Genomic DNA, 26,860 nt, shown 5'->3' on the forward strand with positions numbered 1-26,860 from the left:
AAGAAAATGGGCATTGACGGCTTCATGCCATGCCCGATACAGGCATGTGAGTTGCTACCCTCTCGCCAGGAGGCTCCGCATGCCGCCGACGACTCGTATGGATCCGACCTCTTCGCACGATCGCAAGGGGCCTCGGAGAGCCGGCGTGACCGTTGCGGACGATCCAGCTCCGGCCCCCGAGATCTGGTGCCGGTGCCGCCGCGTCCTCGCATGTCTCGACGGGTCCGAGCTCGGCGAACGCGTCATTCCGCACGCGTTGGCGCTCGCCAGGGCCTACGATGCCCCGATCACGCTGCTGCGTGTGCTCGAATGCCCTCCGTCGGGCGCAGCGCTCTTCGACCCGGTCGAGTGGGAGATGCACCGGAGCGAGGCCCGCGAACGGCTCGATCGGCTCGTCGGCGCGCGGCAAGCGGCGTACAAATCGATCGATACCGAGCTCGTCGAGGGGCACGCCGCCGAGGAGATCTGTCTGTGGGCCCGGCATCACGACGCCGACGTGACCGTGCTCTCGAGTCACGGCGCGAGCGGGGCGACGCAATGGCGCATCGCCAGCACGGCGCGCAAGCTGGTGGACCGCGTCCCGGGATCCTTCATGCTGATTCCCGTCGCCGCCAGGCCCGTATCGGACGCGATCGCTCGCTACCGAAAGATCCTCGTGCCCATGGATGGCTCGCTTCGCGCCGAGAGCGTGCTTCCCGTCGCGCTTCGCCTCGCCAGCGCCGGCCAGGCGGAGATCATCCTCGGGCACGTGGTGCCGATTCCCGAGCTGACCGAGATCGGCCCGCTCGACAGCGAAGCGGTCGACCTTCGTGAGCGGCTCGTGGAGCGCAACGAACGCATCGCCAGCGCCTATCTCGATCGCTTGCGGGTACGGCTAGCGGCGAACGACGGCACCATTCGCGCCCTGGTCCTGCGCGCCGCCGACGTGCGCTCGCGTCTGGCGCGACTGATCGCCGACGAGAACGTCGATCTGGTCGTCTTGTCGGCGCACGGACGGAGCGGACGCGCCGACGTGCCATTCGGCAGCAGCGTCGAGTATCTCCTGGCCCACGCCACCGCGCCGCTGCTGGTCCTTCGCGAAGGTCCGCCACGCGTCCCGGCCCGGCCGCCGGAGGCGACGCCGTGCGACGGGATGCGGCTCCCGAGCCAAGCGAGCCCGTGAGCGACGCGGCGTCGGAGCCGCACCCGGGTTCGCTGGCGGCGGCGGCACGCGAGCTCGCCGACCGGCATGCGGTCTCGACCCTTCCAGCAGCGCCGCTCGGGCTGTGGTCGGCGCTGCGTGCCATGCCGGATTGGCTCGCGCGAGCGCGCACGGCGCTTGCCGAGCCATCCCCGCAGCTTTCGAAGGCGGCGGAATGGCTGCTCGATAACGACCATCTCGTGGAGCGGGCCGTCCAGCAGATCGATCACGATCTTCCTGCCGGGTTCTATGCCCGCCTGCCGGGCCTCGCCGGCGGCGAGCAAGCAGGGGTGCCGCGCGTCTATGCCCTCGCGCGCCGCTTCCTCGAGGTGTCCCAGCTGCAGGTCTCGCTCGCCTCGGCCGTCACGTTCACGAACGCGTACCAGGAGAGCGACCGTTGGCTCTCGATCGCCGAGCTGTGGGCATTCCCGACGATGCTGCGGCTCGCGTGCCTCGAGCTCCTCGTCTTCGCGCTCGAGCGGCTCGCTCCCGACGTGAGCGCACCATGCACCGCGACGCTCGAAGGCACGACGTCTCCCCTGGACGACACCGAGAGCGTGGCACGCGCGATCGCCAATCTGAGCGTCATCGCCTCCATCCCATGGAAGGACTTCCTCACCCGGACGAGCCGCGTGGAGGCCATTCTTCGGAGCGATCCGGCGGGCACGTATGCAGCGAACGACTTCGAGACCCGCGATCGCTGCCGAGCGGCGATCGAGCAGCTGGCGCGTCGCGCGGCGCGCTCCGAGCCGGAGGTCGCGGAATGCGCCGTGAACCTCGCACGCCAGGCGCCCAGTACCGGACTGAAGGCCGCGTATGTGGGCCACTGGTTGATCGGCGAGGGTCGAACGGCCTTCGCGCGCGCCGTCGGCGCGCACCCGACGCGATGGGAATCCATCGTCGACGGCCTCGCGCGCCATGCGGGCGTGCTCTACGCGATGGCGATCGGCGCCGCGACGGCGACGGCCGTCGTGCTGCCGGTCGGCTGGATGATCTTCCGGGGGACACCGCTCTTCACCGTGGCACTCGCGGCCGCCGTCGCGATTCTGCCAGCATCGGTCTTCGGCATCACGCTCGTCCATTGGATCGTCACGCTGGTCGCCACGCCGCGCGTGCTGCCGAAGCTCGACATCGAGCGCGGCATTCCCCCCGGGTGCGACACCGCCGTCGTCGTCCCCGCCCTCGTCGGCAGCGTCGCCGAGGCCGAGCGCCTGCTCGAGCGGCTCGAGGGCCACTATCTCGCGAATCCCGACGAGACGCTTCGGTTCGCGCTGCTGGCCGATCTCGCGGACGCCCCCGAGGAGCGCATGCCGGGCGACGAGATCGCCATCGACGCCTTGGTGAGCGGCATCCGGCGGCTCAACACCCTCCACGCCGCAGGCCGACGCGGTCCGTTTCACGTGCTCTGCCGGCCCCGGCGCTTCAATCCGTCCGAGGGCTGCGCGATGGCCTGGGAGCGGAAGCGCGGCAAGCTCGAGGAGTTCGACCGGCTCGTCACGGACGGCGTGGAGACCGGCTTCACGGTCCGCGAGGGCGACCGCGACGCGTTGCGGTCGATCCGCTTCGTCGTGACCGTCGACGCGGACACGATGCTGCCGCCGGGGTCGGTCGCACGCCTCGTCGGCACGCTCGCTCACCCGCTCAATCGTGCCGAGTTCGACGAGGCGACGGGTCGCGTGCGCTCGGGATATACGGTCGTCCAGCCGCGGATCGAGATCTCGCCCGAGAGCGGCACCCGCTCGCGCTTCGCCGAGATCTACTCCGGCGACACGACGATCGACATCTACACGCGCGCGGTGTCGGACGTGTACCAGGATCTCTTCGGCTCGGGCATCTACGTCGGCAAGGGCATCTACGACGTGCGCGCCTTCCGGCGAAGCCTCGAGGGACGGGTGCCCGAGAACGCGCTCGCAAGCCACGATCTCTTCGAGGGGATCCACGGACGCGCGGCGCTTGCGAGCGACATCGTTCTCTACGAGGTGTTCCCGGCACGCTACATCGAGTTCGCCCGCCGCTGGCACCGCTGGGTGCGCGGCGACTGGCAGCTCCTGCCATGGCTCCGGCGTCGGGTGCCCGCGCCGGGCGGGACACGCATTCCGAACCGCCTGTCGGCCCTCGACCGATGGAAGGTGCTCGACAATCTCCGGCGAAGCCTGATTCCGGCGGCCCTCGTGACGATGCTCGCGGCGGCGTGGCTCGTGCTGCCGGCTCCCGCGCTCTGGACGGTGCTCGGGCTGGCGGCCCTCGGCGGCTCTCTCGCCACCGATGTCGTCATGGGCATCACGCGCGGGCGGCGGGCACTACGCGGCACGTTGCGGGAGCTCGGCGATCCCGTCGAGCGCTGGATCCTCGAGGTCGCATTCCTCCCGCACGACGCCGTGATCGCGACCGATGCCATCCTCCGGACGCTGTGGCGCCTCGGCGTCACGCGGCGAAACCTTCTCGAGTGGACGTCCGCAGCGCACATGGCGAGCCAGCTCGCCGCCCAGGACGTGCGGGCGGCGTGGCGCGAGATGTGGGTGGCCTGGGGATTGACGCTTGCGCTCGCGCTCGCCGTGATCGCCGCGCGCCCCGCGGCGCTCGGCTGCGCGATGCCGCTGCTCTTCCTCTGGCTGGCCTCGCCCGCGATCGCCGAGCACGTGAGCCGCTCGCGCGCGCAACCACGAGAGACGCTCGCCGGCGAGGACCTGGCATTTCTGCGCGGCCTCGCGCGGCGCACTTGGCTCTACTTCGAGCGCTTCGTCGGTCCCGACGATCACTGGCTGCCACCCGACAACTTCCAGGAGGAGCCGTCCGGAGACGTCGGGCACCGAACGTCGCCGACGAACATCGGCATGACGCTCGTGTCGACCATCGCCGCGGCCGACCTCGGCTACATCGGCCTGCCGGACCTCGCGGTTCGACTTCGCAACACGCTCGTCACGCTCGGACGCCTCGAGCGCTACCGCGGCCATTTCCTCAACTGGTACGAGACGGAGTCGCTCGATCCGCTCGAACCGCGGTACGTGTCGACCGTCGACAGCGGCAACCTCGCAGCGAGCCTCCTCGCGGTGAAGGAGAGCTGCATCGAATTGGCTCGGGGCCCGGCGCTGCGCGAATCGCTGTGGCAGGGCCTCGCCGACGTTCTCACTCTGCTGCTCCACTCCCTGGAACGCCTCCGCGAAGGTGGCCGTCCGCTCCGCGAGCGGATCGCACGCCTCCTCGACGACGTTCCCGGCGCGCAGCGCGATCCTTTCGCCTGGCAGCGCACGATCGCCCGCATCTGCGACGAGGACTGTCCCGAGATCGCACGGCTGCTCACGGCGGCGATCGAGCCCGCGGGCGCGCGGGAGGAGAGCCTGCGCGACGTGCGGATCTGGCTCGAGCGGACCCATCATCACGCGCGTGCCATGCAACGCGACATCGTCACGCTGGCGCCATGGCTGGGACTCACCCAGGCGCCACCGCCCGGCTGCGAGGACGTCGCCCGGCGTCTCGCGCCCCTGCTGCCGCCGGATCTGTCCCTCGAGGACGCCCCGGATCGTTGTGCCCGGGCGCGCGCGATGCTCGACGCGACGGTCCCGCAGCGCTCGAGCGACGGCGCGGCGCACGACTGGCAGGCGGCCTTTCGGGACGCCATCGAGCACGGGTTCGCGCACGCCGAGGCGTTGCGCCGATCGCTCCTCGACGCAGCCGCCGAGACCGAGGCGCACGCGCTCGCCATGGACTTCTCGCTCCTCTTCGATCCGGAGCAGCGCCTCTTCCACATCGGCTACGCGCTGAGCGCCGATCGCCTCGATCCGAATCACTACGATCTGCTCGCGACCGAAGCCCGCATCGCGAGCCTGATCGCGATCGCAAAGGGCGACGTGCCGGTCGAGCACTGGTTCCACTTGGGCCGGCCGGTCACGGCAACGCCCGACGGCCTGGCGCTCCTCTCGTGGGGCGGCTCGATGTTCGAGTACTTGATGCCCCCGCTCCTCCTGCCGAGTGTGCCCGGCACGCTGCTCGGCGCGAGCGAGCGCGCCGCGGTGGACATGCAGCGCCGGCACGGCGAGCAGCTCGGCGTGCCCTGGGGTGTTTCGGAGTCGGGCTTCGGGTCGCTCGATCCCGAGCGACACTACCGCTACCGCGCCTTCGGGGTGCCGGGGCTCGGGCTGCGACGCGGACTCGGGCGCGACGTGGTCGTCGCGCCCTATGCCGCGGTGCTGGCGTTGGCGTTTCGTCCCCGTGCGGTCGTCGCGAACCTGCGCGTCTACGAGGGCCTCGGCCTGCTGGGACCGTATGGCTTCTACGAGGCGGCGGACTTCACGCCGGAGCGCGTGCCGAAGGGCCGGCGGTTCATCCCCGTGCGCTCGTACATGGTGCACCACCAGGGCATGATTCTCGCCGCCCTCACGAACGCGATCTGTGGCGACACGCTCGTTCGCCGGTTCGGGACGGACGCCCGCGTACGCGCCGTCACCCTGCTGCTCCACGAACGCATTCCGAAGATCCCGCCGCGGGAGATCGTTCGGATCGAGGAGCCCATGTTGCCGACACCACGCCACCCGGGCGCCGCGACGCCGCACCCGTGGGTCCCGATCACCCCCGCGCCCTTCCCGCAGGTGCACGCCCTCGGCAACGGACGACTCGCCACCTGGATCTCCGACGCCGGCGCGGGCGGCCTGCGGTGGCAGGATCACGCGCTCACGCGTTGGCTTCCGGACGCGACTTGCGACGATCACGGCCTCTGGATCTACGTGCGCGACGAGGAGAGCGGCGAGGTCTGGTCCGTCGGCCGCCAGCCGACTGGCGTCGCGGCCGACGAGGCTCGCGTCGTGTTCCATGCGCATCTCGTGGAATTCCATCGACGCGATCACGGCGTCGCGATCCGCATGGAGGTCGGCGTCGCACCCGGTGACGACCTCGAGATTCGCCGCATCACGCTCGTGAACGAGAGCGACCGTCCCCGCGCGCTCGCGATCACGAGCTACGGCGAGGTCGTGCTCGCGCCTGCGCTCGAGGACGAGCGGCATCCGGCCTTCAGCAAGCTCTTCGTGCACAGCGAGCATGTGGACGCGCTCGACGGCCTCCTCTTCGTGCGCCGCCCCCGGCATGCCGGGGAGCGGCCGCCCGTCCTGCTCCATCGCGTGCTCCTCGATGAACGCGTGCGCGGCCGCGTCGGCTTCGAATCGGATCGCCGGACGTTCCTCGGCCGTCACGGCGATCCGCGGCGCCCCCGCGGCGTCGTCGACGGTCTGGGAGACGGCGCCGGGTGGACGCTCGATCCGGTCATGGCCCTCCAGGCGCGGGTCCGTCTCGCGCCTCAGGAGCGACGGGACCTCGCATTCCTCGCGATCGCCTCGGGCTCACGCGACTCGGTATTCGAGATCGCCGAGCGTCACGCCACGCTCGCCTCCCTCGACTGGGCGCTCGGCGATGCCGCTGCGAACGCGGCACGCGAGACGCAGCGCCTCCAGCTCGAGCCCGAGGTCCTACCATCGCTCGCGCTCCTGGCGTCGCTCCTGCTGCATCCTCACGCGGCGCGTGCCGCGCCGCCCTCGCTGCGCGCGGCGAACACGCTCGGGCAGCCGCGGCTCTGGGGATTCGGGATCTCCGGCGACCTGCCGCTGCTCGTCCTCCGCGTGCGCGACCCCGACGACCGAAGCGTGCTTCGCGTGCTGGCGCACGGCCTCCAGCTCTGGCGCCGGCACGGCATCCACGTGGACCTGGTCGTGCTCCGCGTCGGCATGTCCGGCTACGTCGAGCCGTTTCGCGAAGCGCTCTACGACGTGCTCCGGGAAACGGGTGTCGAGGAGCTCCTCGGCGCCCGCGGCGGCATCCATCTGCTCTTCGGTGATCAGATCGGCGAGGAGCAGGAGCGGCTTCTCGAGGCGTCGGCGCGCGTGGTCCTCGACGATGCCGAAGGCTCGCTCGAGCGTCAGCTCGCCGACGTGACCGTCGTGCCCGCCGAGCTCCCACGATTCGATCCGGGTGGTGAGCCGAGCGGTCCGATGCCGGAGCCCGCCGCGGCCGAGCCGCTCGAGCTGGAGAATGGCTTCGGCGGCTTCACGCCGGACGGTCGCGAATACGTGATCCGCCTCGCCGCCGGCGAGCAAACGCCCGCGCCCTGGGCCAACGTGCTCGCGAACGACGACTTCGGGTGCGTCGTCACCGAGGCGGGCGGCGGCTTCACGTGGGCGGTCAACAGCGGCGAGCACCGCCTCACGCCGTGGAGCAACGATCCGCTGCTCGACGTGCCCGGTGACGTCCTCTACCTCCGCGACGAGGAGACGAGCGAGGTCTGGACGCCGACGCCGAGACCCGCCGGCGCGGACGCGCCATGCGAGGTCCGTCACGGCGCGGGTTACACCGAATGGCGACGATCGAGCTACGGGTTCGAGCAGACGCTGCGCGCGTTCGTCGCGCCCGAGGATCCCGTGAAGATCGTGCGACTGCGCCTGCGGAACCTCCGCGACCGGCCGCGCCGGGTGACCGCGACCTACTACGTCGAATGGCTCCTCGGTGCGCTTCGCAGCGTCGCGTCGTCGTTCGTGGTGTGCGAGTACGACGCGACCTCGCAGGTCGTGTTCGCCCGCAACGCCTGGAATCCCGACTTCGCGGAGCGCACCGCGTTCGTCGCCGGAAGCCTGCCGCTGCACGGCCTGACGCTCGATCGACGCGAATTTCTCGGCCGCGAGGGCGATCGGCACGCGCCGGCCGCGCTGCGACGCTGGGGCCTCAGCGGGAACACGCGGGCGAGCGCCGATCCGTGCGCGGCGCTCCAGGTCCACCTCGACGTCGGGCCGTCGGCAGCGGTCGAGGTCGCCTTCGTGCTCGGCGACGGGCGCGATCGGGAGCACGCGCAGGAGATCGCCGCGCGCTGGCGCGACCTCGGCGCGATCGATCGGGGATGGGACGACCTTCGGGCCACGTGGGATCGCCGTCTCGGCGCCGTGCAGGTCCGGACGCCCGACCGGGCCTTCGACGTGCTGATGAACCGCTGGCTCGTCTACCAGGCGCTCGCGTCCCGCATCATGGCGCGGGCGGGATTCTATCAGGCGGGAGGCGCGCTCGGTTTCCGCGACCAGCTCCAGGACGTGCTGGCGCTGCTCCACGCGGAGCCCGCGCGCACGCGCCGGCACATCCTCGCCTGCGCGGCGCACCAGTTCGAGGAAGGCGACGTGATGCACTGGTGGCATCCCCCGTCGGATCGCGGCGTGCGCACGCGCTGCGCCGATGATCTCCTGTGGCTTCCCTATGCGGTCGCCCACTACGTGGAGGCGACGGGAGACGTGTCGATCCTCGACGAGCAGGTTCCGTTCCTGCAGGCACCGCCGCTGTCCCCGAACGAGGAGGATCGCTACGCGCAGTTTCCATCGACATCGGAGCGACGGACGCTCTTCGAGCATTGCGAGCGCGCCATTGCGCGCGGCATCACTCGCGGCCCACACGGTCTGCCCTTGATCCGCTCCGGCGATTGGAACGACGGCATGAACCGCATCGGCGCGCGCGGCCGCGGCGAGAGCGTGTGGCTCGCATGGTTCGCCGTCGCGACGATCCGCGGGTTCGTCGGTCTCTGCCGGCGCCGCGGCGACGCCGATCTCGCGGACCGCTGGCAGCGGCACGCGGAGGAGCTCGCGCGCACCGTGGACCGGGTGGCCTGGGACGGCGAGTGGTACCTCCGAGCGTTCGACGACGACGGAAGGCCCTGGGGATCGGCGAGCGGCGACGAATGCCGAATCGACTCGATCGCGCAATCGTGGGCGGTTCTCGCCGGCGGCGGATCGCCCGAGCGTGCGCGCCGCGCGATCGCAGCTGCGGAGCGCGAGCTCGTCTCCGAGGATCCGGGGCTGGTGCGGCTCTTGATGCCGCCGTTCGACCGCACGCCGCGCGATCCCGGCTACATCCGGAGCTATCCCCCCGGCGTCCGCGAGAACGGCGGCCAGTACACGCATGCCGCCGTCTGGCTCGCCTTCGCGCTCGCCGAGCTGGGCGACGGCGACCGCGCGGCGCGTCTCTTCGCACTCATGAACCCGATCCGGCAGGCCGCGACGCCCATCGCGGCCGCGCGCTATCTCGTGGAGCCCTACGTGCTCGCGGCCGACGTCGCGTCGACGGCGCCACACGTCGGGCGCGGCGGCTGGACCTGGTATACCGGCTCGGCCGCGTGGGCTTGGCGGCTCGGCATCGAGGGCATCCTCGGACTGCGTCTGCGCGATGGACGGCTGGCGATCGATCCACGCATCCCGCGGGACTGGGGTGGATTCGAGGCCGAGATCGCGGGTCCGGCGGGACGCCTCGCGATCCGCGTCGAGGATCCCGACGGCGCCGGAGCCGGCGTCCTCGAGGTTCGCGTGGAGGGCGTGTCGACCGGAGGCGTCGTCGAGTTTCCGACCGACGGATCCACTCGGCACGTCACGGTGCGTCTCGGCGCGAGCGTAGGCGACGCATCGACGGGCTCCGGGTAGAACGCTTCTCCCTCGCGTGATCCGCCGACCCGATCCAATCGGGTTCATCTCGACGCGCGGCTGGTCGTCGGGATACGGACCGCGTATCGGTGCCCTGGGACGAGCTCTACTATCCGCCCGCGATGACACACCTCCCGCTACGGGTACGGCGAAAGGCCATCGAGATCGCCAACGCCCTGCTCGCGGAGGGGCATGACGAGGGCTTCGCGATCCGCGTCGCCATCGCTCGCGCGAAGGCGTGGGCGCGGCGGCGTGGAATCGATCCGGTCTGAGGCCGTCAGAGCCAGCCGCCCTGGAAGCCCGCCCGGCGCAGGCCCGCAACAACGTAGGGGCAGCGGCGCATGACCTTCCAGATCAGACCGGTGCGGTAATTTTCGATCATGAGGGCCACCGGGCCTTGATCGATGCCGAAGTGGTAGGGAGTGACCCACCAGCCCGTCGGGCTGTCTGCGATCAGGTACGTCTCGTTGAACGACGCCTTGAAGCCGTAGCGATCTGCCGCGCCGAGATCGAGTCGAGCCATCGCCCCGACGGTCGGGATCACGATCTCGGGAGCGAATGGGAGCGAACCAACGACCACCCACGGCGACAGCGTCCCGTCGTCGGGGCCGTAGGGCGCTCCGCGGACATGATAGCCGTAGAACTCCCGCTCGACGCCGTTCACGCAGCGCTGCTCGGATCCCGGGCCGTCGCTCGCGGTAATGCCCCAGCAGTGCTCGCCGTAGCCGGCAAACTCGAGCGGGTTACGCCGTGCGTACTCCTGGTGGATGTACGTCGCACGGCGACTGTTCTCGAAGTAGTCGCTTCCGTGGGCGCGCATGAATGCATCCCGGATGCCGCGGAAATCGATCCAGAGCTGGGAGAGCTGGTGCGTGAAGAGCGGCCCCGAGTAGAGCACGTCGTGGCCGTAGATCTGCCTCCACTGGTAGGTCGAGGAATACGCGGCGTAGCTCTCGGGCGGCAGCGGGAACGTCGGCGAGCCGAGTCCGAGCAGATAGAGCAGCAGGGCCTCGTCGTACCCCGTATAGGTGTGCGGGATGAACCCGGTCTCGGGCCGCCAGCCGTGCGAGATCGCCGAGCCGCCGGCGAGCATCCACCGCCAGTCCGCCCGGCGATAGAGCTCGTCCGCCAACCGGCGGACCTCGGCCTCCTCCTGGGTCTCGGCGTCGAAGTAGGCGGCGCAGGTGAGCATCCCGGCGAACAGGAAGGCCGAGTCGATCGCGGACAGCTCGCATTCCCAGACCCGGCGACCGGTCTTCATGTGGAGGAAGTGGTAGTAGAACCCACGGTAGCCGGTCGCGTCCGGCTCCGGTCCCTGCGGGCTGTCGCGGAAGAAACGCAGCGTCCACAGCGCGATCTCGGGCGCAAACTCGCGGGAGATCACGCCGCGTTCCACGAGGACCGGGATGCTCGCCAGGGCGAGCCCCACGGCCGCGATGCTGGCGGGGGCCGCAGGATCCGTCTTGTCGCGGATGAGGCCCGTCGTCGGATTGGCCTCGTGCATGTAGTACTGCAGCGTCGTGACCTGGAGCCGGTTCAGCTCGTCCTCCGTCGGAAGGCGGCTCGGGTCTCGATCGGTCGGTGGCTGGTCGCTCATGGATTCTCGGGCGGTGCCCCGTGCCTCATCCTCGAGCACGCGCCCTGCGCGTCGACGGCGCCGGCGTACCGATCCCGTCGCGGGCCGCCGTCATGATGCGGCGCGGGCCGGGGCGTGTCGCGCGCGCATGTCGGCAAGCTCGGCACCGGTGATGACTTCCTTCTGCTGCAGCACGGTGGCTGCTTCGCGGAGCACGTCCTTCTGGCCCGCGAGGAGCTCGTGCGCCCGGGCATGCTGCTCGTCGATGATCCGCCGTACCTCGCAGTCGATTTCCCGCGCCGTCTCCTCGCTGTAGTCGCCACGCGACGACATCGGCTCGACCGGCAACTGGAGGGCGGGCCGCTCGCGCTCGAGGCTCACCTCGCCCAATCGCTCGCTCATGCCGTAGGCCTTCACCATGCTCTTCGCGACGGCGGTCGCCTTCTGGAGGTCGTCCTGTGCGCCGGTCGACACCTCGCCGTAGACGATCTCCTCCGCCGCGCGTCCGCCGAGCAGCACCGCAATCTTGTTCTCGAGCTCCGAGCGCGCCATGAGGAAGCGATCTTCGGTCGGGAGCTGGATCGTGTAGCCGAGCGCCGCCACGCCGCGCGGGATGATGGAGATCTTCTGGATCGGATCCGTCCCGGGCAATGACATGGCGACGAGCGCATGGCCCACCTCGTGGTGCGCGACGCGGTCCTTCTCCATGGCGTTGAGCACGCGATTCTTCTTCTCGAGGCCGGCGATCACGCGCTCGACGGCTTCCTGCAGATCCGCCAGCTCGACCGCCTCCTTGTCCCGGCGCACGGCGAGCAAGGCCGCCTCGTTCACGACGTTCGCGAGGTCCGCACCCGCGAAGCCCGGCGTCATGCCGGCAATGACGTCGAGGTCCTCATCGGCGTTCCGCATGACGACGCCGCGGGCGTGGAGCTTCAGGATCGCGAGCCGCCCAGGCCGGTCGGGACGATCGACCAGCACGTGCCGATCGAATCGCCCGGCGCGCAGGAGCGCCGGGTCGAGGATCTCGGGCCGGTTCGTCGCGGCCATCAGGATCACGCCCGCGCGCGGATCGAAGCCGTCCATTTCCACGAGGAGCTGGTTGAGGGTCTGCTCGCGCTCCTCGTGCGCGAGCGCGCCCGCGCCACGCACCTTGCCGAGCGCGTCGAGCTCGTCGATGAAGATGATGCAGGGCGCCTTCTCCTTCGCCTGCACGAAGAGATCCCGTACCCGAGCGGCACCGACGCCGACGAACATCTCGACGAACTCCGAGCCGCTGATCGAGAAGAACGGGACGCCGGCCTCGCCGGCCACCGCCTTCGCGAGCAGCGTCTTCCCCGTGCCCGGTGGTCCGAGTAGCAGGATGCCCTTCGGAATCTTGCCGCCGAGGCGGCGGAAACGCTCGGGTTTCTTCAGGAACTCGATGACCTCACGGAGCTCCTCCTTCGCCTCGTCGACCCCCGCGACGTCCGCGAAGGTGACCTTCACCTCCTGCTCGACGTAGAGCTTCGCGCGGCTTCGCCCGACGGTGAGGAATCCGGCGCCGGGCCCGCCGGCGCCCGCGCGCCGCATGATGAAGAGCCAGACCGCCAGGAAGAGCGCCGCCGGGACCACCCAGGACAGGAGGTCGCGCAGGAACGTGCTCTCGATCGTCCCGGACACCTTGACGCCGTGCGCCTGGAGGTCGCGGAGCAGATCGGGGTCTTCGACGCGCACGGTTCGGAACGATCCCGTACGCTCGTCATCGCCGGCGAACGACCCCCGGATGAGCGACGGCGACAAGACGACTTCCCCGACGCGGCCCTCGGCGACGGCCGTCTTGAACTCGCTGTAGGAGATCTCGGTCGACCCGAGCCCCTGGAAGCGCTCGGACAGCATGAAGACCCACACGGCGATCAGGAGAAGCCAGGCGAGCACACGGACGAAGCTCGAGGACATGCAGTGTCTCGCTGGTGCAACGGGAATGCCGAACGACGAGCGTGTCCAGAGCCCGCCGGTGGGGCCATCGCGTGGGCGTGCGGCATGCGCTGCATCCGAGTCCGATTCTCGATCCCGAAACGCGCCCCGCGCGATCCGTCTCGTTCCTGGCAAAGGAGCGGCCGAGGCGCACGGTATCGGGGTGGGTTCGCCAGTGGGAGGCAATGATGGACACGCTCACGGAGCACACTGTCGACGAGATCCGCCGCCGGCTTCGATCGTGCTGTCGGCTCGTTTCCCTCGCGTGCCCAGAACCCGCGCCTCGCAGCGCGCGCGCCGGCGTCGCCTTCGGCCGATTGCCCTTTCGGTCATGAGGCTGCTGAGCGTTCATCTGGGTCTCCGATGATCGACGATGCGAGCGGCGAGGTGGCTGCGCGCCAGCTGCCGTCAGCGCTCGGGGGATGGGAGCAGGAGGGGCGCCTTCTTCTTGGGTGGTGGGTCCCCGGAAGCCGCGACGTGGTGAACGATCTCGAGGTCGTTCCGTTCCAGGCCGATTCCGATGACGAGATCACCGATGCAGTGCGTAGCGCGCTCGACTGCCGCTTTCCTCGCAACCCGCCGCGCCACGTCCGCGCTGCCCCCAGGCACCAATTGGTCTTCATCTCCGCAGCGCCCGGCGGACGGGGGCCCGAGATCGGATAGACACCCGAGCGCCCGACCTTGTCCTTTCGCCCGGCGCCACCACCGGGCCGGCCGCTCTCGCGTTGCCGCCTCGCTCGCGTCTTCGAGCGGCTCGACGACTTCGCGCCCTTCGTCTGGCTTGGTTTCGCCATGCTCGAGTCTCCTCTACTCAGCGCTCACCCGAGGTGGCAGGACCGATGGTCACCGGATCGTCCGACGCGACGTCGGCTCCAATGCTCGACGCTCTGTCGTCCTTCGGTGTCGCACAGTCGGGGTACATCGGCCCCGCCCTGCTGTCGTGCTCGATGTGCTTGGATCGAGCTCGACGTACATTTGTGGTGCAAGTCGCTTGCCAGATCGCGAGGCAGGCAATGCGCGCCGCCATCAGCAGAAATGAAAAGCGCTCCACGCGCCGTGGCCGCGCCGGATCGCCGCTTGAACGCGCAGCCGCTCGCCGTCACCGGGCTGGATCTCGTCGCTATCGGCCGCGGAAGAGGCGTCGTGAGGAACGTCCGTTGCACCTTCCTGTGCGAGGGAGCGATCATCGATGACGCGTACGGGACGCGTGGTGGCGTTCATTGCGGGCCTGGGTTTCGTGATGCACGCTGCCGCCGATCGCGCGGCGGCTCCCAAGCCGAGCGACGAAGTCGCGCTGCGGGTCCTGGTCACCGAGGCGCCTGGGATCGTCCGCCTCCGCATCATGTTGCCCGAAGACGTCCCACCGGGCTCGGTCGAGGTAGAGATCGAGGGACGGAGCGTCGTCGTTCTCGCACGACGTCTCGACGGCAGGAGGCTCTGCTCGCGGAGGCTACGGCTGTCCCATGCAGCGGTCGAAGCCGGCGCGCAGGCGGACTACGAGCCGGACGGCTCACTCACCATCACCTTTCGGACCGCACGGCCTGGCGGCTTGTAAGCGGAGCACCTCTCGATCGCCTGCTCGATCCGGTCCAGGAGCTGAGCCGCCCGGCGAACACGCTGCAGGAGCTCCGTCGCGCGGACGGCTGGTTCGCGCGCTTCGCGCGCAGCGCCGCGGCGACGGGCGAAGCGTAGCCGACGGGTCTCGGGCATCGGCGAGCCCCTCGAGTCGCACGGCATGCGATTCCGTTCTACAAGAAGGGGTGCCCACGATCTTGACGCATGCGTTGTCCGGAGCAGCGGTCGGAGCCGGGTTTCGCCGCCCGCTCGGTCTCGCGCGGATCTGGTTCGCAGGTGCCGTCTGCGCCGCACTCCCCGACCTCGACGTCCTGGGTTTCCGGCTCGGCATCCACTACGGCGACGTGCTCGGTCACCGGGGCTTCACTCATTCGCTCGCGTTCGCCGCCCTCCTGGCGGCGCTGGCAGTGTCGGCCGTCTTCCCGCGAGGCGCTCCGGGCTGGAGCCGTGGCGCATTGTGGCTCTACCTCTTCGTCGCCACGGCCTCCCACGGCGTCCTCGACGCGCTGACCGACGGCGGTCGCGGCGTGGCCTTCTTCTCGCCGTTCAGCAACGTTCGCTACTTCTTCCCCGTCCAACCGGTCCAGGTGTCTCCCATTGGGGTCCGATCGTTCATGTCCTCCGAGGGCCTGACCGTCCTGTCGAGCGAGGTGCGCTGGATCTGGCTGCCGTCCGTGCTGCTCCTCGGAGGCGCATTCGTGGCGCGGGCCGCAGCGAGCGTCCTGGCTCGGCGGGAATGAGGGGGGACGGCGGCGCCGAGCGAGCGCGCGCCGAAAGTCGGCGGGCGAGGCGACCGGCCGGCAATTCACCTCGACGATCGCGTCGCCCGGCTCGACGCCGGCGTCGTTGTCCGGCCTGTCCTCGGCGACGTCCACGACGAGCACTTCGATGCCGCGCTTGAGGCCGAGGCGGCGGGCCTCCGCCGACGGCAGTGGGTAAGGGCGGTCAACCTGAGGCATACGAGGAGAATTGCGACTTCGAACCAGCAACGGATTCCACTGGGCTGGCCCAGGACGATTGCCGTCATCTTCGCCACGTCGGCGCCGTCGCCTGCGACCATGACGGGAACTCGGCGCCAGACGGCCACGGCACACGCCGCAGCACGAGACTCGCGAAGAACCGGCGACCGATGTCGGGTGACACGAGCGCGATCAGGAGGCGGTCCCATGCCGCGATCCGTACAAGGCGCTCGATTTCGGAAGTGATCCGGCTGCGCGGAACCTCCGTCTGCAGCACCTACCGCCCGCCTGGGATGAGCCCCTCGAAATGCTCCCACGGCACGGCGGTCCAGGTCTCGGTGGACGCGTGCCCGAACGAGCGCACGATCATCACCACCTTGGCCGCACTGTCCTCGTTCGGCGCCTCGAAGAGATCCAGGTAGTCGCAGGGCCCGAGGATCGCGTAGCTGCCGCGCCACGTGACCTCGGGACATTCCTTCCGAACGCGCTCGGCGACCGTCTTTTCGAGGCGCTTCAGGTCCGCAGGCGTCTTCACGACCTCCGGGGTGAGGCGGGTGAGCATGATGAACGTCGGCATAGCCGTCCTCCCGTGACCTAGACCGCTCGATGCGGCGATTCCCGCTCGAGCAGTGTTTCCACCATCGAGAACTCTTCTGCAAGAAGCGTCAAGACATCGTCCATCGTGACGACCCCGCGGGCTCCCCCGCCCCGCTCACGACCGCGATGCGGCGGAACCGGTTCCCGTGCGCATGTGACCCAACGCCGATTCGGCGGCAGCGGCATCGGTTCGTCCGGATCGATTGACGGACGATGTGCGTCCGGCGCTCAGCGGATGGCGATGTCGTCTTCGTTCGGGTGCGAACTCTTCGGCATCCACACGCTGAGTATGCCGCTCTCGAGGGTCGCGCTGGCCCTCGAAGCGTCGACCTCCGCTGGGAGCGGTATCGTTCGCTGGAAGTCGCCGTAGCCGAGCTCGTCGCCGTGGTACGCGAGGCTCGTGTCTGCGCCGTCCTTGCGGGCCTCGGCACGAACGTTCAACCGTCCGTCGGCCACGCTCACGTGAATGTCGTCCTTGTCGATTTCTGGAACCTCGATGACGACGGTCACCTCGCTGTCGGTCTCGCTGACGTCGGCCGCCGGCTCGAGGATCTCCCCGTCCTCGTGAAGGACCACACCATCTCGAAGATCCTGGCGTCGACGCGGTTCGCGTATGAATGGCATCGTCCCTCCTCGGGATTCTGCAGCAACGGCCGTGCCGATGGCAGCGACTACCTGCAATCTCGGGGACCCGACGTTACAAGGAGCCAAACCCCATGCCGGCGTCGCATGATTCGTGCATCTTCTCCCAGCCGTCGGATGGCCATTGGGGAGCGTAGTGGCAGACTTGAGAATCGATTGCAGCCGGGGCGAAGGGGGCGGCCAGATCGTGCGAACCGCTCTCGCACTGGCAGTGACACTCGGGCACCCGCTCGTGCTCACCAACATCCGCGCGAATCGCCGCCGACCCGGCTTGCAGCCCCAGCACCTGGCGGCCGTGCGCGCGCTCGCCGCGATCAGCCGGGCCGACGTTCGTGGCGCCGAGCTCGATTCGTGCGAGCTCGAGTTCCGACCCCGGGACCTTCGGGGCGGCGACTATCGCATCGACGTGGCCGAGCTTCGCGGCAGCGCCGGCTCGACCACGCTGATCTTCCAGGCGCTCCTCCTGCCGCTCGTGCATGCGGCCGAACCGAGCCATCTCACGTTGCTCGGCGGCACGCACGTGCCATGGAGCCCTCCGCTGCACTACGTGCGCGACGTCTTCCTGCCGGCCGTACGAGGCCTCGGCGTGGATTCGCGCGTGTCGCTCGTGCGCTGGGGCTGGTACCCCGCCGGTGGTGGTATGATCGAAGCCGACGTCTCGCCGGCGTCGATGCTTCGGGGTCTCCGCGCCGACGAGCCACCGCCGCTCGCGCACGTCGTCGGCATGTCGGCGGTGTCGAGCCTTCCGCGCGCGATCGCCGATCGACAGGCCCATCAAGCCCGGGACCGGCTCTCGCGCGAAGGCGTCACGGCGACGATCGAAACGGTCGAGGATGTGACGGCGCGCGGCCCGGGCACCTTCGTCGGTCTGGTCGTGCCCGGTCGGGCGGGCTTCTCCGCGCTCGGTCGTCGCGGTGTTCCGGCCGAGCGCATCGCGGACGAGGCCGTCGACGCGTTGCTCGCCTATCGAGCGAGCCGCGGCGCGCTCGATGCGCATCTCGCCGATCAACTGCTGCCGTTTCTGGTGCTGGCTCGCGAGCCGTCGAGCTTCACGTGCGAGGCGATCTCGCCCCACCTTCGCACGCTGGCATGGGTCCTCGGCGAGCTCGTGCCGGTCTCCATCGAGCTCGACGAGGGTCCGCCGGCACGGGTCCGGACCCTTCCGCACGGCGGAACGCACCCCTGAACGTTCGCGATCGCGGGCTTATACGGAGGAGGAGCTCTCGCCCGCCGACAGGCCTTCGAGCGCCGCGACGCGCCCTTCGTCACTTCGGGCGGGCGGCGGAGGTCGGTGCATTTCACAAGCCGAAATCACGCGAGCCCTGATGTGAATGCTCGCACATTTGAGAATAATCATTTGCTCGTCCGGGCCGCTGAATCCGGCATGCGTGTTGCTCGCAGGGCGCGCCGCATGGTTGGCGCTCGTCCTCGGCCTCTCGCCGTACGCCTTCGCAAGCGATCTCCACGTGCCTCGTCTACCACCGGTTCGGTCTAGCCGCCGACCGCATGACGGTGACGACGCCCGTCTTCGAGTCGCATCTGCGCGAGCTGCGCGACGGCGGGTACACGGTCATCCCGCTTCGGCGCCTCGTGGATCACCTCTTTGGGCGCGGCGCCCGCCCCGCCGGAGCGCTCGGTCGTCCTCACCGCAGATGGCATCCGAATCGTCTTGACGGATCGGGCGGCACTGGACACGCCGAGGCTCGGCGTCGAGCTGACGAGCGCGCTCTACTGGTTGCACCCGCGGCAATTCGAGCTCGAGAGGACGCTCGATCTGATCGGCACGCGGCGGGTGCTCGACGCAATCGCGGGGCGAGGACCCGCGAGAGATCGCTCGCGGCTGGGAGCCGCCGCTCGACGAGTTTCGCGTCCTCCGCGCGCACTACTTGCGGCACTAGCGCTCTGTTCCTTCGGCGAGATGCTCGTCGGTCGACGGTGCTGATGTCGTAGGCGCCGCCCGGTCCCTCCGTCGACTGCGTGACGAACTGCCTCGGGCGGTGATTCCAGGCCTCACATTTTGCCGTCGCTGACATGCCCTGATGTCGGCATGCCCTGAGGCGGAAAGCGCTGCGATCATCTCGAGCGCCGCATGGCGTTCCGGCCGGGGCACGGCCATTGCTTCCGAGAACACACACGCCGCCGAGGAAGGCGGAGGGCAAAGCGGATGTACCTCGACCTGAACCTCGAGCCGACCGAAGAACAGGCTGCGTTCAGGGGAAGTGCCCCTCGCTTTGCTCTCGAGCTGCTTCGCCCGCGCACCGCGGAGCTCAACCGGCGGCCCGATGCACCGAGCATCCCATCACCAGCGACTCGCCGCTCTGGGACACGCGTGGCATCCATGACGTCGCGTCCATGACGTGCCGCCTTGCCGCGGCTCGGGCGAGGAGCCCTCCGGAGGCGCTAGGCGTGCTGGCAGTCACCGCGCTGCAACGAATCAATCCCAACAGAGGAGAAAGCCCGATGGCACTCGTTCCCTGGGAGCCGTTCCGCGCTCTGCGTCGCAGGGACGACGTGTTCGATCAATTGTTCCGAGAGTTCCTTCGTCGGCCGATGTTTGACCAAGAGGAAGATGGGCTCGCCCCACCGGTCGAGGTGGCGGAGTCGGACGGCGAGGTGATCGTCAAGATGGAGGTCCCAGGAGTCGAAAAGGACCAACTCCAACTCACCGTAGCCGACGACCGCATTACCGTCCGGGGTGAGGTGCGAAAGGAGAGCGAGGAGAAGCGGAAGAACTACTTCCGGCAAGAGATTCGGTACGGCGCCTTCCAGCGGTCCGTCCCGCTGCCGGTCGAGGTCGATGCGACCAATGCGAGCGCGGAGTTGAAGCACGGCATGCTCAAGGTGACGCTGCCGAAGAGCAAGCAGCCGAAGGCGCACGAGATCAAGGTCGCGGTGGCCTGAACGCCCCGCAGTCAGGAGCATTCGATCATGAACGTCGAAGAGCTGATGACGAGAAATGTGCGGACTTGTGGACCCGAAGATCGCCTCAGTGTCGCTGCGCAGATCATGTGGGAGCGGGATTGCAGGTGTGTGCCGGTCATCGAGTCGGCGAACGGCGCTGCGCGCGTCGTCGGCATGCTCACCGATCGGGACGTGTGCATGGCCGCGTACACGCAGGGGCGCCAGCTGGCAGACATCACGGTGCGGAGCGTGATGGCGAAGGAGGTGCGCGCGTGCCGCTGTACGGACTCCATCGACACGGCCGTGAGGATGCTCGAGGAGAACCAGGTTCACCGGCTCCCCGTTCTCGACCAGGCCGACCATCTGATCGGGCTGTTGTCATTGGCCGACATCGCGGGCGAGGCGGCGCGCGAGCATGCACAGGGCCGGAAGGACGTGACGGACGCGCAAATCGCTGAGGCGCTCGAAGCCATCACGCAGCCCCGACAGCCGGGTGCGCTCGCTACGACGGCGGCGTGACCGGTTCGATCCCGCGCGACGTGGAGGACGGGGTGCTACGCACGCCGGTGCCCCGTCATCCGCGCCGCTCGGGCGTCGGCGCGGCGCCGATCTCGACTCGCCTGCCGACATCCGGCGCGCGCTCGCCCGGGGCGGCCTTTTCACTTGAGGACGATCCCGAAGAGGCCGCCCGCCATCAGCGCGGCCACGTCGACGAGGATCGCGGGTAGGGCGAGGCCGCCCGGCGACGCGAGATAGCGCGGCGTCCAGACCGGATCGAACTTCTCCTTGTACTGGCGCAGCCCCTGGAAATTGTAGAAGTGCTCACCGTGTCGGTAGACGAACGTCCCGACCCGGTGCCAGAGCGGCGCGCCGGGACGCCGCTCCAGCCCGGAGAGCGGGGCCACGCCGAAGTTGAACCAACGGTAGCCTTGCTGCCGCCCCCAGATCAGCAGCGCCGCAAAGAGGAAGTCCATGCTCCCGTTCGGCGCGTCCGGGCGATGACGCATGAGATCGATCGACAGCTCCTCCTTCTCCGCACCGAGCCACAGGTTGGCGAAGGCGACGATGTCGTCGCCGCTCCGAACCACGGCGACGGGAAAGTGCGTCAGGTACGACACGTCGAAGCTCGCGTTCGAGAACCCCTTCTCGCGGGTCGCCTTGTCCGCCAGCCAGGCGTCCGAGACGCGCGCGAGCGCGGGCAACGCAGACGGCACCGTCTCCCGCAGCAGGATCTCGAAGTGGTAGCCGCTCCGAACCAGCTTGAATGCCGCGTGTCTCAGGTCCCTATGGCGAGGGGCCTCGAGCGCGAAGCGAGTGAGGTCGACGCGAGCTTCCTCGCCGAGCTTCGTGAGCGTGAGGCCGAGATCGAGGTACGTGTCCAGGCGCTCCGGCCGCACCTCGAAGAAGACGGGCCATCCACCGAAGCGCTCACAGAGCCCGTGGAACTGCCACACGAGCTCGCGCGCCGACTCCTCGGGGCCGATCGGGTCGCCCACCGCGATCCAGCTCCGGCCCTGGCGACCGTACATCATGAAGGCGTCTCCAGCTTCGCTGAAGAGGATCGCCTTGTCCCCGCGGAAGACCAGGTTCGCATGGGTCCACACCGACCGCTCGACGATCGGCCGCGCCCGCTCGATGTCCGCGGCGTTCGGCGGCGCCAGGCGCGGGCGGGCGGGTCGGAACAGTCGCATCCCGGCGAACAGGACGGCAAGGCCGATCGCGCCGACGGTCGCCCGCAGCGAGCGCGGCGCCTCGGCATGGAGCGCGACCCGCCACCACAGCTCGCTCGAATACTCCACGCGCTCGTGGACGAAGATGCCGAGCCAGGCCGATCCGGCGAGCACGACGACGATGGCTGCGATCCAACCCCCCGTGAACGGCTCGCCGAGCAGGGATGCCTTCCGATAGAAGTACCTGCGGCACGGGAGGAGCGCGGCGAACGTCGCTGCCAGGACCATCGCCTCCTCGTAGTCGAGACCCTTGACGAGCGAGAGGGCGCAGCCCGCGGCGAGCAAGGCGAGCGCGAGCACGTACGCCGCATCGAGCCGGCGTTGGATTCCCCGCGCGAGGATCAAGAGCGCCGCGCCCACGAGGCTCGCGAGGAAGTGCGACATCTCGATGACCGGCAGCGGTGCGAACCGGTGAAGCCACCTGAGCCGTCCGGTTGCGCTCGGTACGGCGCCGGAGAAGAGCAGCATCGCTCCCGTGACGAACATCGCCGCCGCGAGGATCTGCGGCACCATCGCGGCGATCCAGTGGCCGAAGCGATCGAAGAGACGACGGACCCTGGGGACCCGCTCCCAGCCTTCACGAACGCCGATCGTCATCGCGGCGACGAACAAGGGAAGGATGAAGTACGTCGCACGAAAGGCGAGAAGCGCGGCGACGAGATCGGGCGGCGCAACCCGCGGCGAGAGCAGGAGCAGTATGACGGTTTCGAAGATCCCGAGACCCCCCGGCACCTGACTCGCGGCGCCGCTCACGAGCGCGACGAGGAACGTCGCCAAGAATCTCGGATAGGAGAGGTCTGGCGCCGGAGGCAGCAACACCCAGAGTGCCGTGCCCATCGTCGTGAGATCGAGCGTGGCGACAAACAGCTGCCCCACCGTCAGTGCGGGGGACGGCAGCGGAAAGCGCCACGTGCCGATGCGCAGCGGCCTCTGGCGCGCCATCACGATCGCGGCGTAAGCGACGAGCAGCACCAGGAATGCGATGCCCAGGGGGCGCGTCGTCCCCCCGGGGAGGTGGAGGGCCGGCGGAAGCAGGATGGGGTCGCCGATGAACAGCAGCGCGCCGAGGCAGAGGAAGCCCAGCCAGAACCCGAGGCTGCAGAAGAGGACCACCTGTGTGAGCTCGACTGCCGACAGCCCGAGAGAACCGTAGAGCCAGTATCGCACGGCGGCGCCGGTGACGAGGATGTTCCCGAGGTTGTTGCCGAGCGCGCAGGAGACGAACGAGCCGAGCACGACCCGAGGGAACGGAACGCGATGGTGAACGAACCGGAACGCCAGCAGATCGTAGCCGACGAGGATGGCGTAGCCGCACGCTGCGAGGGCGAGCGCGAGGGCGACCCGTGACGACGGCACGCCTCGAAGCGCCGCAGCGATATCGCGGTAGTGGTAATCGCGCAGCGACTCGCGAAGCGCCCAGAGCGCGAGCGCGAAGCACACGAGCGCCACGACCTGCCCTGCGAGCCGACGCGCGCCGCTCGTCGGCGCATGCTCGATGGCCGCGTAACGCGCCGTTCGCGCGGGCATGGCAGACGGACTACGGGGCCGCCCCGCGAGTCGTGCGTCGTTCGTTCTCGACACGATGGCTATTGCATTTCGGGCGCCAAAATGGGGGAACGGCGTCGGTTCCTGGAAGGCCGATCATCCGGCGCCCAAGCATTCCCGAAGCTGCGAGGGAACCCGAGCGGTCGTCCCGGGGCTGCGAACCCCACCGCGCATACCGGGCGGCCGGAAGCGCGCGGTTCCGTGGCATCCCCCTTGCTCCTCGAGGGCTTGATGGCCCTCACGGCGCGAGCGCGGCGCCCCTCCGAGCAGGCGGACGTTCAGGGTGCCGTGGCCACGGAACCCGTCGGGCATCGCGTGACGTTCAGACGCCTCCTGCCCTTCATCGGTCTGGGCGTACTCGCGGCGATCCTCTCGTGGCTGTGGCTCGGGTCGAGACCCGTCGCTTCCGCAGCGTTTCGCACGGTACCCGTGGTGCGGGGCGACCTGCAGGTGACGGTGAGCGCGACCGGCACGATCGAGCCGGAAGAGGTGGTCGACGTCGGCGCCCAGGTGGTCGGGATGATCCGCGAGTTCGGCCGTGATCCCGACCATCCCGAGAGGCCCGTCGACTACGGCTCCCGCGTCGACGTGGGAACCGTGCTCGCGCAGATCGACGACACCCTCTATCGCGCGCAACTCGATCAGGCACGCGCCAACGCCGAGCGCGCTCGTGCGGATCTGCTCGAGCTCGACGCGAAGCTCCGGAAGGCCGACCGCGCGTGGGTTCGCGCGCAGGACCTCCGAAGCAAGGGCGTGATCTCCGATGCCGACTACGACATCGCGCTCGCCGACTACGACACCGCTCGATCGGAGCTCGGGGTGGGCAAGGCGAGCATCGTCCAGGCCGATGCGACTCTTCACCAGGCGGAGATCAACCTCGGATACACGACGATCCGATCACCGGTGAAGGGCGTCGTCGTCGATCGCCGGGTGAACATCGGCCAGACGGTCGTGTCGAGCCTCAATGCGCCGAGCCTCTTCCTCCTCGCGAAGGACCTGACGCGCGTGCAGATCTGGGCGTCGGTGAACGAGGCCGACATCGGACGGATCGAGCCCGGACAGGCGGTTCGATTCACCGTGGACGCGTTCCCGCGCGAGACCTTCGTCGGCGAAGTGGCCCAGGTACGCCTGAACGCCACGATGACGCAGAACGTGGTCACCTATACGGTGGTGGTCACCGTCGACAACCCCGACGCCCGCCTGCTTCCGTACCTGACCACGAGCCTCAAGTTCGACGTCGACCGGCGGGCCGGTGTGATGCTCGTGCCGAACGCGGCGCTGCGCTGGCAGCCGGATCCCGAGCAGGTCGCTCCGGACGCGCGTGGGACGCTCGTGCCGGGTGGCTCCGAGCCGTCGCCCCGGGGATCGGTGTGGGTCACCGAGGGGCGCTTCGTGAGACCCGTCGCCGTGCAGGTGGGCCCGAGCGACGGCGTCACGACCGAGATCGCGAGCACGGACGTGCATGAAGGAGAGCCGGTCGTGGTGGGCGAGATTGCGGCCGCGGAGGGCGAAGGCGAGGTGAGCCCGTTCGCGCCCCGGCTCTTCGGCGGCGGTCGCCGGTGAAGCCGCTGCGCGAGCCGACCCTGCCGGCGCGGGACGGTGCGCGCGCACGCACGATCGTCCGGCTCGAGGACGTCTACAAGACGTACCGCCCGGGCGAGGTCGACGTCCCGGTGCTCCGCGGCGTGTCGCTCGCAATCGACCGCGGCGAGCTCGTCGCGCTCATGGGTGCTTCGGGCTCCGGCAAGACCACGTTGATGAACGTCCTCGGCTGCCTCGACCGGCCGACGTCCGGTCGCTACTGGTTCGACGGCCAGGAGGTCTCGGCACTGTCGGCGACGGAGCTCGCGCGCTTGCGCAGCCGGAAGATCGGCTTCGTCTTCCAGAGCTTCAACCTGCTCGCCCGCACGAGCGCTCTCGACAACGTGCTGTTGCCGCTCGACTGCGGTGAGGAGCGGATCGACGATGCAGCAGCGATCGACCGCGGGCGAGCGCTCCTCCAGCGGGTCGGCCTCGGCGACCGGCTCGACCACGAGCCCTCGCAGATGTCGGGCGGCGAGCAACAGCGGGTGGCGATCGCGCGCGCGCTCGTCAATCGGCCCGCATTGTTGCTCGCCGACGAGCCCACCGGGAACCTCGATTCGAAGACCAGCGCCGAGATCCTGGCGCTCATCGCCGAGCTTCACGCTCAAGGGGAGACGGTCGTTCTCGTCACGCACGATCCCGAAGTCGCTCGCCATGCCGAACGGGTCGTCCGCCTGCACGATGGGCGGATCGTGGAGGACGAGGCGACACGACGTCGGACGTCGATGCCTCCTCGGCCGAAGCCGGCGGCATCGCTCGTCCTGTCCCGTCCCGGCCCCGCGCGAACGGCGCTCGGCGGAACGATTCGCCGGACACTCCGGCGGCCGCTGGTGAGCCTCCGGCGCAACATCATGCGCTCCACACTCACCGCGCTCGGCATCATCATCGGCATCGGCGCCGTGATCGCCATGATGGAAGTCGGCGAGGGCTCCCGGAAGGCCGTCGAGCAGAGCATCGCGAGCATCGGCGCCAACACGATGCTCGTGCTGCCCGGCGCGGCCTCGAGTGGCGGCGTGACGTTCGGCGCCGGCAGCGTGCAGACGCTCACGCCGGAAGACGGCCGGGAGATCGCCCGTCAGATCGAGGGCGCGAGCGCGGTCGCACCGGTGGTCCGGGCCCGGACCCAGGTGATCTACGGCAACCGCAACTGGGTCCCGATCTACATCTACGGCACGACCCCCGACTTCCTGCGGGCCCGCGACTGGGAGCCGGTCGCGGAGGGCGTTCCGTTCACGGATGGCGACGTCCGCAACGGCAGCGCCGTGTGTCTCATCGGACTGACGATCGTGCGGGAGCTCTTCCAGGGGCGGTCGCCACTCGGAGAGGAGCTGCGCATCCAGAACGTCGCCTTCAAGGTGGTCGGCGTCCTTCGCCGCAAGGGCGCGAACATGATGGGCCTCGATCAGGACGACATCGTCGTGGCGCCGTGGTCGACGATCAAGTATCGAATCAGCGGCACGACGCTCGCGACCGCGCCGCAGGCGACTGGTGGCGCGACTGCCGGCGAGTCCGTCCGGACGTTGAGCGAGCGATACCCGGGCTCACCCGCGCTGTATCCGGTCCCGTCGGCCCTCCAGGCCGCCGACACGCCGCAGCCGGTGCGCTTCACCACCGTCGATCAGATCCTCATCAAGGTACGCGCGGCGGACGAGATCCCCGCGACCCTCGATCGAGTGCAGGCGCTGCTTCGCCAACGCCATCGCATCCGGCCGGGCGAGGATGACGACTTCAGCGTCCGCGACATGACCGAGATGATGCGGGCGATGTCGGCGAGCTCGCGGCTCATCGAAACCTTGCTGCTGGTCGTCGCGCTCATCGCGCTCGTGGTCGGGGGGGTGGGCATCATGAACATCATGCTGGTGTCGGTGACCGAGCGGACGCGCGAGGTCGGGCTCCGGATGGCGGTCGGCGCGCAGCCGGCGATGATCCTGCGGCAGTTCCTCGCGGAGGCGGTGATCCTCTGCATGTTCGGCGCGGCGGGCGGCGTCGCCCTCGGGCGCGCGAGCTCCATCCTGGTCCGCGCGATGCTCCATTGGCCGACGCAGGTTTCGCTCGCCGCGATCGGTGCGGCCGTGACGGTCGCGGTGACCGTCGGCCTCGTCTTCGGCTACTACCCCGCATGGAAGGCATCGCGCCTCGATCCGATCGAGGCGCTGCGTTACGAGTAGCCCCGAGCGGCCTGGTGA

General features: G+C 69.5%; 16 protein-coding genes. 11 read left to right on the forward strand and 5 right to left on the reverse strand.

Annotation, left to right across the window (positions count from 1 at the left end; genetic code table 11):
* The first annotated feature begins 145 nt into the window (after positions 1-145).
* The 3 genes from VMS22_08360 to VMS22_08370 all read left to right on the forward strand — a co-directional run bounded on the left by VMS22_08360 (position 146) and on the right by VMS22_08370 (position 9,884).
* Complete coding sequence (locus tag VMS22_08360) at positions 146-1,162, forward strand: universal stress protein (GenBank protein ID HXJ34040.1); 1,017 nt, start codon at positions 146-148, stop codon at positions 1,160-1,162.
* Entirely contained in the window at positions 1,159-9,612 is an 8,454-nt protein-coding gene (locus VMS22_08365) for a glucoamylase family protein (protein HXJ34041.1), read from the forward strand. Before VMS22_08360 ends, VMS22_08365 begins: the two co-directional genes overlap by 4 nt.
* Before the next feature lie 122 nt (positions 9,613-9,734).
* Positions 9,735-9,884, forward strand: a complete 150-nt coding sequence (locus VMS22_08370) for a hypothetical protein (protein ID HXJ34042.1) — start codon at positions 9,735-9,737, stop codon at positions 9,882-9,884.
* 5 nt (positions 9,885-9,889) lie between these two features.
* Here the strand turns inward: VMS22_08370 and VMS22_08375 are convergent, their stop codons facing one another.
* Together VMS22_08375 and ftsH are read right to left on the reverse strand one after the other, a co-directional pair.
* A complete protein-coding gene (locus tag VMS22_08375) occupies positions 9,890-11,209 on the reverse strand; it encodes a glucoamylase family protein (GenBank protein HXJ34043.1) in 1,320 nt (439 codons plus the stop codon).
* Between the two features lie 90 nt (positions 11,210-11,299).
* Entirely contained in the window at positions 11,300-13,123 is a 1,824-nt protein-coding gene (gene ftsH / locus VMS22_08380) for an ATP-dependent zinc metalloprotease FtsH (protein HXJ34044.1), read from the reverse strand.
* A 381-nt stretch (positions 13,124-13,504) separates the two neighbouring features.
* Here ftsH and VMS22_08385 point away from each other — a divergent pair, with 381 nt between their 5' ends.
* From VMS22_08385 to VMS22_08395, 3 genes are all read left to right on the forward strand, one after another.
* Positions 13,505-13,804: a hypothetical protein gene (locus tag VMS22_08385; protein ID HXJ34045.1), complete on the forward strand. Its 300-nt coding sequence runs from the start codon at positions 13,505-13,507 to the stop codon at positions 13,802-13,804.
* A gap of 526 nt (positions 13,805-14,330) precedes the next feature.
* Complete coding sequence (locus VMS22_08390; protein HXJ34046.1) at positions 14,331-14,696, forward strand: hypothetical protein; 366 nt, start codon at positions 14,331-14,333, stop codon at positions 14,694-14,696.
* 205 nt (positions 14,697-14,901) lie between these two features.
* Positions 14,902-15,456 carry a metal-dependent hydrolase gene (locus tag VMS22_08395; GenBank protein HXJ34047.1) on the forward strand — a complete coding sequence of 185 codons (555 nt, stop codon included), beginning with the start codon at positions 14,902-14,904 and terminating at the stop codon, positions 15,454-15,456.
* 496 nt (positions 15,457-15,952) lie between these two features.
* Here VMS22_08395 and VMS22_08400 read toward each other — a convergent pair whose 3' ends face one another.
* Positions 15,953-16,252, reverse strand: a complete 300-nt coding sequence (locus VMS22_08400) for a GYD domain-containing protein (GenBank protein HXJ34048.1) — start codon at positions 16,250-16,252, stop codon at positions 15,953-15,955.
* 248 nt (positions 16,253-16,500) lie between these two features.
* Complete coding sequence (locus VMS22_08405; GenBank protein HXJ34049.1) at positions 16,501-16,953, reverse strand: Hsp20/alpha crystallin family protein; 453 nt, start codon at positions 16,951-16,953, stop codon at positions 16,501-16,503.
* Positions 16,954-17,050: 97 nt separating this feature from the next.
* Here VMS22_08405 and rtcA point away from each other — a divergent pair, with 97 nt between their 5' ends.
* From rtcA to VMS22_08420, 3 genes are all read left to right on the forward strand, one after another.
* Entirely contained in the window at positions 17,051-18,100 is a 1,050-nt protein-coding gene (rtcA, locus tag VMS22_08410; protein HXJ34050.1) for an RNA 3'-terminal phosphate cyclase, read from the forward strand.
* A gap of 1,220 nt (positions 18,101-19,320) precedes the next feature.
* Positions 19,321-19,815: an Hsp20/alpha crystallin family protein gene (locus VMS22_08415; GenBank protein HXJ34051.1), complete on the forward strand. Its 495-nt coding sequence runs from the start codon at positions 19,321-19,323 to the stop codon at positions 19,813-19,815.
* 27 nt (positions 19,816-19,842) lie between these two features.
* A complete protein-coding gene (locus tag VMS22_08420) occupies positions 19,843-20,334 on the forward strand; it encodes a CBS domain-containing protein (protein HXJ34052.1) in 492 nt (163 codons plus the stop codon).
* Positions 20,335-20,474: 140 nt separating this feature from the next.
* Here the strand turns inward: VMS22_08420 and mprF are convergent, their stop codons facing one another.
* Positions 20,475-23,072: a bifunctional lysylphosphatidylglycerol flippase/synthetase MprF gene (gene mprF / locus VMS22_08425; GenBank protein ID HXJ34053.1), complete on the reverse strand. Its 2,598-nt coding sequence runs from the start codon at positions 23,070-23,072 to the stop codon at positions 20,475-20,477.
* 333 nt (positions 23,073-23,405) lie between these two features.
* Here mprF and VMS22_08430 point away from each other — a divergent pair, with 333 nt between their 5' ends.
* Both VMS22_08430 and VMS22_08435 read left to right on the forward strand, forming a co-directional pair.
* Positions 23,406-24,653 carry an efflux RND transporter periplasmic adaptor subunit gene (locus VMS22_08430; GenBank protein HXJ34054.1) on the forward strand — a complete coding sequence of 416 codons (1,248 nt, stop codon included), beginning with the start codon at positions 23,406-23,408 and terminating at the stop codon, positions 24,651-24,653.
* On the forward strand, positions 24,650-26,842 hold the full coding sequence (locus VMS22_08435) for an ABC transporter permease (protein ID HXJ34055.1): 2,193 nt from the start codon (positions 24,650-24,652) through the stop codon (positions 26,840-26,842). The genes VMS22_08430 and VMS22_08435 overlap by 4 nt, the downstream gene beginning before the upstream one ends.
* Positions 26,843-26,860 lie beyond the last annotated feature (18 nt).

This window comes from Candidatus Eisenbacteria bacterium, from assembly GCA_035577985.1.
Classification (GTDB): domain Bacteria; phylum Desulfobacterota; class Binatia; order DP-6; family DP-6; genus DATJZY01.